The following is a 7,373-nucleotide window of genomic DNA, read 5'->3' as shown; positions in this document are numbered from 1 at the left end:
CTCTTTATACTGAAATATCTGAAAATATAATTGTATTGTAAAAGAAGTTTGTATATAAAGTCAACTGACATAATATCATTGACGTTATATCAATTTAAGTGATATATTTCAATTAGTTAGAATAAAAAGAAAATTAAAAGAAGGTGACACCATGTATAAAGAACCATTTCAACCAACTTATGAGTATGCGCTTGAATGTGATAAACATGATGAACTGAAAGATTTTCAATCTGAATTTTATAAAAAAGAAGGAACAATATATTTAGATGGTAACTCTTTAGGGTTGCTTTCAAAAAGAGCAGAGAAATCGTTACTTACCTTGCTAGATTCATGGAAAGAGTTTGGGATTGATGGATGGACTGAAGGTGAGCATCCATGGTTTTTCCTTTCGGAGAAATTGGGTGAATTGACAGCACCTCTTATTGGATCTTTACCGGAAGAAACGATTGTAACCGGTTCCACGACTGCGAATATACATCAAGTTATTGCGACGTTTTATGAGCCGAAAGGAATACGAACAAAAATTCTTGCGGATGAATTAACTTTTCCGTCAGATATTTATGCACTTCAGAGTCAAATTCGTTTAAAAGGCTTAGATCCAGATGAACATTTAGTACGAGTGAAAAGCCGAGATGGAAGAACACTTTCTGAAGATGATATTATTCATGCGATGACCGATGATATCGCTTTAATATTATTGCCTTCTGTACTATATAGAAGTGGACAAATTCTTGATATGAAGCGATTAACAGCTGAAGCTCATAAACGTGGTATTCATATCGGTTTTGATTTATGTCATTCAATCGGCTCCATTCCGCATCATTTTAAAGAGTGGGATGTAGATTTCGCTGTATGGTGTAATTATAAATATTTAAATGCAGGTCCTGGTGGTGTTGCGGGCCTTTATGTAAATAATAAACACTTTAATAGACTCCCAGGATTATCTGGTTGGTTTAGTTCTAGAAAAGATAAGCAATTTGATATGGAGCATTCATTAACTGCAGCTGACCATGCTGGAGCTTATCAAATAGGGACACCTCACGTATTAAGTACTGCACCATTAATCGGTTCTCTTGAAATTTTTAAAGAAGCTGGTATTGAGAAGTTACGTGAAAAATCATTACATATTACGAGATATATGCTTGATTTAATTGAACATGAATTAAAAAGCTTTGAATTTACAATTGGAAATCCATTAGAGGATGAAAAACGAGGCGGGCATATTTATTTAGAACATGCTGAGGCGGCGCGTATTTGTAAAGCGTTAAAAGCAAATGGGGTTATTCCAGACTTTAGAGCTCCAAATGGAGTTAGACTTGCGCCTGTTGCTTTATACAATACGTATGAGGAAGTATGGAACTCTGTACAAATYTTAAAGAAAATTATGAAARAKGAAGAATATAARAACTTTGAAAATAAGCGAGAGGTTGTGGCGTAAGCATGAAAACATYGCAGTGGATTGATATTTCACAACCGCTAAATAATGATATCGCGACGTGGCCAGGGGATACACCGTTCTCGTATGAAGTTTCATGGTCAAAAGAAAACAGTGGTTCAGTAAATGTCGGAAAGTTAACGATGAGTATCCATACAGGTACTCATATTGATGCACCTTTTCATTTTGATAATGACGGTAAGAAGGTGTTGGATTTAGATATTCAAGTTTATGTTGGCCCAGCGCGAATCATTGACGTTTCTAATCTTGAAAGCATCGGGAAAAAGGAATTAGAAAACTTTCATTTAGAAGGTGTAGAACGATTGTTATTACGTACATCTTCACATGGTAAAGCAAATGAATTCCCAGATGTAATCCCGCATTTACGCACAGATATTGCAGCCTTTCTTTCTGAAAAGGGAATTCGTTTAATCGGGGTGGAYGTACCATCTGTTGATCCTTTAGATGATAAAGAACTAGCAGCKCATCATCAATTATTTAAACAYGGAATWCACATTTTAGAAAATGTCGTACTAGATCACGTAGYAGACGGCGATTACGARCTTATTGCATTACCACTTGCATTAACAGATGCAGATGGAAGTCCAGTTCGCGCTGTTATTAGGCCAATATAAGTAGAAATATATAAAAGGGGCGTTTGACTAATATGAAAGAAAACGAAAAGGTAATTATGGAAAAAGGGATTCAYACKGATTTTAAGGARAATATGACGTACGGAGAGTATTTACAGCTAGATAGCTTATTATCTAGTCAACAAAGATTATCAGATCATCATGATGAAATGTTATTTATCGTCATCCATCAAGCGAGTGAGCTTTGGATGAAAYTAATTTTACATGAACTGAATGCAGCRATTGAATCTATTAAACAAGATAAATTASCACCWGCMTTTAAAATGTTAGCACGTGTATCAAAAATTCAGTCGCAAATTATTCAATCTTGGGATATTCTTGCGACATTAACGCCATCAGAATACATTGAGTTCCGTGATTCACTTGGTCAGGCTTCAGGTTTTCAATCGTATCAATATCGAATGATTGAGTATGCACTTGGTTATAAAACACCACATGCATTAAAGATTTATGAAAAGGACCCGGAATTACATGCTCGTCTTCATAAAGCACTTCATGCACCAAGTTTGTATGATGTGGCGATACAAGCGCTTGTTAAAGAAGGATTCCCAATTCATAAAGATGTGTTAAATCGTGATATTACGCAGCCTTACGAAGAGGATGCAACKGTAGAAGCGGCTTGGRTAGAAGTRTATGCGGACGTGCAGAAATATTGGGATTTATATCAGCTTGCAGAGAAATTAATCGATATTGAAGACTGGCTACAACAATGGCGTTTCCGTCATATGAAAACGGTAGAACGAATTATTGGTCATAAGATGGGAACAGGTGGCTCTTCTGGCGTATCTTATTTAAAGCGAGTGCTTGATCAATGCTTCTTCCCAGAGCTTTGGAACGTTCGAACGAAATTATAAGAATAAACTTGTCAGCTGATAAAGGCTGGCAAGTTTATTTTTTTGTTTTAAAAACAAATATGATTTAATAGAGAGAACGAGATGAACAACAAATATTACATAATCATTTAGATGGAGGAAGATTACTTGAATTTCGAGCAATTACAAAGTAAATTTGAAAAGAAAAAAGTTAATACATTTCTTGTTTATCAAAAGGGGGAATTAACGACTGAATACTATAAAACGATAGACTGTGCAAATGACTTATTTAAAATTAATTCGATTACAAAAAGTATCGTATCTATATTAATTGGTATCGCAATTGATAAAGGATTTATAAATAATATACATACACAAATCACAACATGGATTCCAAATGTACCGGAGAAAAAGAGGGAACTAACACTGTATCATTTATTAACGATGACAACAGGAGAAGATTGGCAAGAGTTCGGAAATGGGGTTGTTTTCCCAAATGATTTTGTGGAATCAGACAATTGGGTGCAATACATTTTAGAAAAACCGCTCATTGAAGAAATGGGTGCGAAAATGAATTATAATTCAGGTTCTTCTCACTTACTTAGTTACATCATTCAACAAGCAACTGGAATGTTGACGGAGCAGTTCGCGAAAAAGTATTTATTTGAGCCGTTAAACATTACGGAGTATGAGTGGCAACAAGACCCGCAAGGTATATATGTTGGCGGATTTGGTATTAAAATGAAATCTATAGATTTATTAAAGTTAGGAAAAGTATGTTTGCACAATGGATATTGGAAGGGTAATGAAATTGTATCACCGAAATGGTTAGAAGAATCAGGTGAGGCCCTATTTGAAACGTATGAACATGTCGGGGCATATGGATATCACTGGTGGGTRTTAAATAAYGAAAGATTTCACATACCGTATTGTATGTATTTTGCTATGGGATAYGGAGGGCAATACATTATTATCATTCCGCAGTTAGAGCTCGTAGCTGTAATTAGTAGTCACATGCCAAAACGTGGCCTCGTACCATTAAAGTTATTTATAGAACATATAAAAGAGAATTCCAATCATAAATAAGAAGAGGAAGGGGGTGTTTTATGAGAAGTGCAAACATGATAGCGATTTATAGACTGTTATTAAGTCTTCTAGCGTTTAGTGCACTTATTACTCAATTTGTTACAAGAGCACAAGTGAAACCGTTCAATCCAGTTAATTTTTTTAGTTACTTTACAATTGAAAGCAATATTTTAGTGGCGGTAATTCTACTATTAAGTAGTTTGGGGACAGCCACACTCGGACGTTCCGAGCAGTTTGGAGTTCTTCGCGGTGCAGCTACAGTATACATACTGACAACAGGACTTATTTATTTTTTGTTATTAAGGGGATTAGAAGAGTCACTTCAAACACCGATACCGTGGGTAAATACTGTGCTTCATTACATCATGCCATTAGCAATGATTTTAGATTGGGTTATAAATCCACCTACGAAGACAATCACGTGGAAACAAGCTACTAGTTGGCTGATTTTCCCGCTTTTATATGTTGTCTATAGCTTAATACGCGGTCCATTCGTTAATTGGTACCCATATCCGTTTCTCGATCCGAGAATAGGTGGATATGGGAAAGTACTTTTATATAGTATCGGAATAGCGGTTGTAATTGGAGCTATTTGCGGATTAGTAAAAATGTTAGGGAATCGATCTTTGCATATAAAAAATAATCCTCCTTATTAAGGAAGAAGTACATAAAGAAACCTCTGTCTGTATGTAAAGACGGAGGTTTCTTTGTTTTACCGATTTGTTTTCTGAAATGACATCTTTAAAAATTTCTCTGTTTTCGTATCGAATTCTACATCAACAAAAACACCATATTCTTTCCCACCTTCACGCAGCCACAGCTTAAATTTTTCAACTGTTATTTGAACAGTTTTTGGTTTTCTACCTATATGAAGGTAATCAATAATCTCTGCTTTCGGATATTGTTCTTTCGTTTTTTCAACGGCCAGTTTACCCCATTTTGCATAGGGCGGCTGTGCGTGAACTATAGATGGACCATTATATATAGTTGAACATGTTGTTAGTAAAAAAATCGAGAATGCTATACGTGTGAAGAAATACTTCATAATAAGCTCCTTTTACTCTTTTTTTATATTGTGTGCATATATCTTCAAGCATATAAGTTTGGATTTTTTTGTCTTCTTTACATAAAAGCGAGGGTTTTACAAAACATAACCATGAAATCATTTCCGTAATTAAGGAGGGAAATACATGCGTCAAAAAGCTGTTTTCAAGATAGCGATTTTGCTTGTATTTGTGGGACTATCATTGATGGTCAGTAGTATACAAATGAAAAATGTAGAAGCTTTTTCTAATCAAGTGATTCAAAGAGGTGCATCTGGAGAAGATGTCATTGAATTACAATCTCGTTTAAAATATAACGGATTTTATACGGGAAAAATTGATGGTGTTTTCGGATGGGGTACATATTGGGCGCTTCGAAACTTTCAGCAAAAATTCGGATTGCCAGTTGATGGTTTAGCGGGTGCTAAAACGAAGCAAATGCTTGTAAAGGCGACGAAGTATGATAAGTCGACCGCTAATAAAGGTACTACAACTAATAAAGGGAATAGCGGTGGTACTGCACAAGAAAATAAACCACCACAAAGTAAAGGGACAAATGTTCCAAACGGTTATTCTCAAAATGACATTCAGTTAATGGCAAACGCTGTATACGGAGAGTCACGTGGCGAGCCATATTTAGGACAAGTTGCAGTGGCTGCGGTAATTTTAAATCGTGTCACAAGTGCATCGTTTCCAAATACCGTTTCAGGTGTAATCTTTGAACCGAGAGCCTTTACAGCAGTAGCAGATGGACAAATATATTTAACGCCAAATGAGAATGCGAAAAAAGCCGTATTAGATGCAATCAATGGATGGGATCCAACAGGGAATGCACTATATTATTTCAATCCAGATACTGCGACAAGCAAATGGATTTGGACTCGTCCACAAATTAAAAAAATTGGTAAGCATATTTTCTGTAAATAGAGCGGAGGTGGAAACATGTTACGAGGTATTATCATCGTATTGTTAACAGTAGGTGTAGTCGGAACAGGGTATTGGGGCTATAAAGAGCATCAAGAGAAAAATGCAGTATTAATTCGAGCGGAAAATAGTTATCAGCGTGCGTTTCATGATTTAGCATATGAAGTTGATTTATTACACGATAAAATTGGAACAACACTGGCGATGAATTCACGTTCCTCATTATCGCCAGCTTTAGTAGATGTATGGCGTTTAACATCAGAGGCTCGTTCTGATGTAGGACAATTACCTTTAACATTAATGCCATTTAATAAAACGGAAGAGTTCCTTGCGAATATTGGTGATTTTAGTTATCGTACAGCGGTTCGTGATTTAGAAAAAGAACCGTTAAATGATCAAGAATATAAAACGTTACAAGGTTTATATTCAAATGCAGCAAATATACAAGATGAACTGAGAMAAGTGCAGCATCTTGTATTGAAAAATAATCTTCGYTGGATGGATGTAGAAATGGCTCTTGCGTCAAACMAAGAYCCAGCAGATAACACAATTATCGATGGATTAAAGACGGTAGAAAAGAATGTAACATCATACTCGTCCACAAACTTTGGACCGACTTTTACAAGTGCACAAAAGAATAAAAAAGGCGGATTTGAGGCAAAAGGAAAGGCGATTTCGAAAGAGGAAGCGGAAAAAATCGCGAAATCATTTTTAAACTTAAAAGGGAATGAAAAAGTAGAAGTTGAGAAAAGTGGAAAAGGTGCAAAAGAATCATTCTACAGTGTGAAAATTCAAGATCCAGCAACGAACAATGAGTATTATATGGATATTACCGGAAAAGGTGGATACCCAATTTGGGTAATGAATAATCGAGAAATTAAAGAACAAAAAATTAGTTTAAATGATGCAGGAAGTAAAGGATTGACGTTTTTAAAGGATCACAAGTTTACAAATATGGAGCTGTTTGATAGTTCTCAATATGATAATATCGGTGTGTTTACGTACGTTGTAAGTGAAAATGGAGTGCGTATTTATCCAGAAGCAATTCAAATGAAAATTGCTTTAGATGATGGATCGATTGTTGGTTTTTCCGCAAAGGAATATTTAGCATCGCATCAAAAACGAACAATTCCGAGTGCGAAGCTAACTGCTGCTGAGGCGAAAAAGAAAATTAATCCCGATGTAAAAGTTATGGAAGAACGTAAAGCTGTAGTAGTAAATGACTTGCATAATGAAGTACTTTGTTATGAATWTATTGGTACTTTAGGGAAAGATACGTACCAAATTTTCATTAACGCAAATAGCGGAGCAGAAGAAAAAGTGAAGAAGATGCAAGCTGTTGAAAAAATTTATGATTAAACATCAATGATAAAGTGGTGAAAATAATGAAAATCATTATATATATGTTAATGCTTTGTTT

General features: G+C 35.4%; 8 protein-coding genes. 7 read left to right on the top strand and 1 reads right to left on the bottom strand.

The features are described from left to right. Positions 1-151: 151 nt before the first annotated feature. From kynU to AC1DJR_RS12635, 5 genes are all read left to right on the top strand, one after another. On the top strand, positions 152-1,438 hold the full coding sequence (gene kynU / locus AC1DJR_RS12655) for a kynureninase (RefSeq protein WP_477002741.1): 1,287 nt from the start codon (positions 152-154) through the stop codon (positions 1,436-1,438). A gap of 2 nt (positions 1,439-1,440) precedes the next feature. Continuing rightward, entirely contained in the window at positions 1,441-2,070 is a 630-nt protein-coding gene (gene kynB / locus AC1DJR_RS12650) for an arylformamidase (RefSeq protein ID WP_477002740.1), read from the top strand. Between the two features lie 32 nt (positions 2,071-2,102). Continuing rightward, entirely contained in the window at positions 2,103-2,942 is an 840-nt protein-coding gene (gene kynA, locus AC1DJR_RS12645) for a tryptophan 2,3-dioxygenase (protein WP_477002739.1), read from the top strand. A 126-nt stretch (positions 2,943-3,068) separates the two neighbouring features. Continuing rightward, the gene (locus AC1DJR_RS12640) at positions 3,069-3,986 is read left to right on the top strand and encodes a serine hydrolase domain-containing protein (RefSeq protein ID WP_429687219.1); all 918 of its coding nucleotides are present in this window, start codon (positions 3,069-3,071) and stop codon (positions 3,984-3,986) included. A gap of 20 nt (positions 3,987-4,006) precedes the next feature. After that, complete coding sequence (locus AC1DJR_RS12635) at positions 4,007-4,642, top strand: Pr6Pr family membrane protein (RefSeq protein WP_429687218.1); 636 nt, start codon at positions 4,007-4,009, stop codon at positions 4,640-4,642. 56 nt (positions 4,643-4,698) lie between these two features. Here AC1DJR_RS12635 and AC1DJR_RS12630 read toward each other — a convergent pair whose 3' ends face one another. Beyond that, positions 4,699-5,031, bottom strand: a complete 333-nt coding sequence (locus AC1DJR_RS12630) for a DUF3889 domain-containing protein (RefSeq protein ID WP_289403988.1) — start codon at positions 5,029-5,031, stop codon at positions 4,699-4,701. A 145-nt stretch (positions 5,032-5,176) separates the two neighbouring features. On the opposite strand from AC1DJR_RS12630, the gene sleB reads away from it, so the two are divergent. After that, a complete protein-coding gene (sleB, locus tag AC1DJR_RS12625) occupies positions 5,177-5,956 on the top strand; it encodes a spore cortex-lytic enzyme (RefSeq protein ID WP_410591955.1) in 780 nt (259 codons plus the stop codon). 15 nt (positions 5,957-5,971) lie between these two features. Further along, a complete protein-coding gene (ypeB, locus tag AC1DJR_RS12620; RefSeq protein WP_477002738.1) occupies positions 5,972-7,312 on the top strand; it encodes a germination protein YpeB in 1,341 nt (446 codons plus the stop codon). The last annotated feature ends 61 nt before the right edge of the window (positions 7,313-7,373 follow it).

Source organism: Bacillus sp. 05T31, from assembly GCF_056396725.1.
This window is presented reverse-complemented; position numbering and strand designations above follow the sequence as displayed.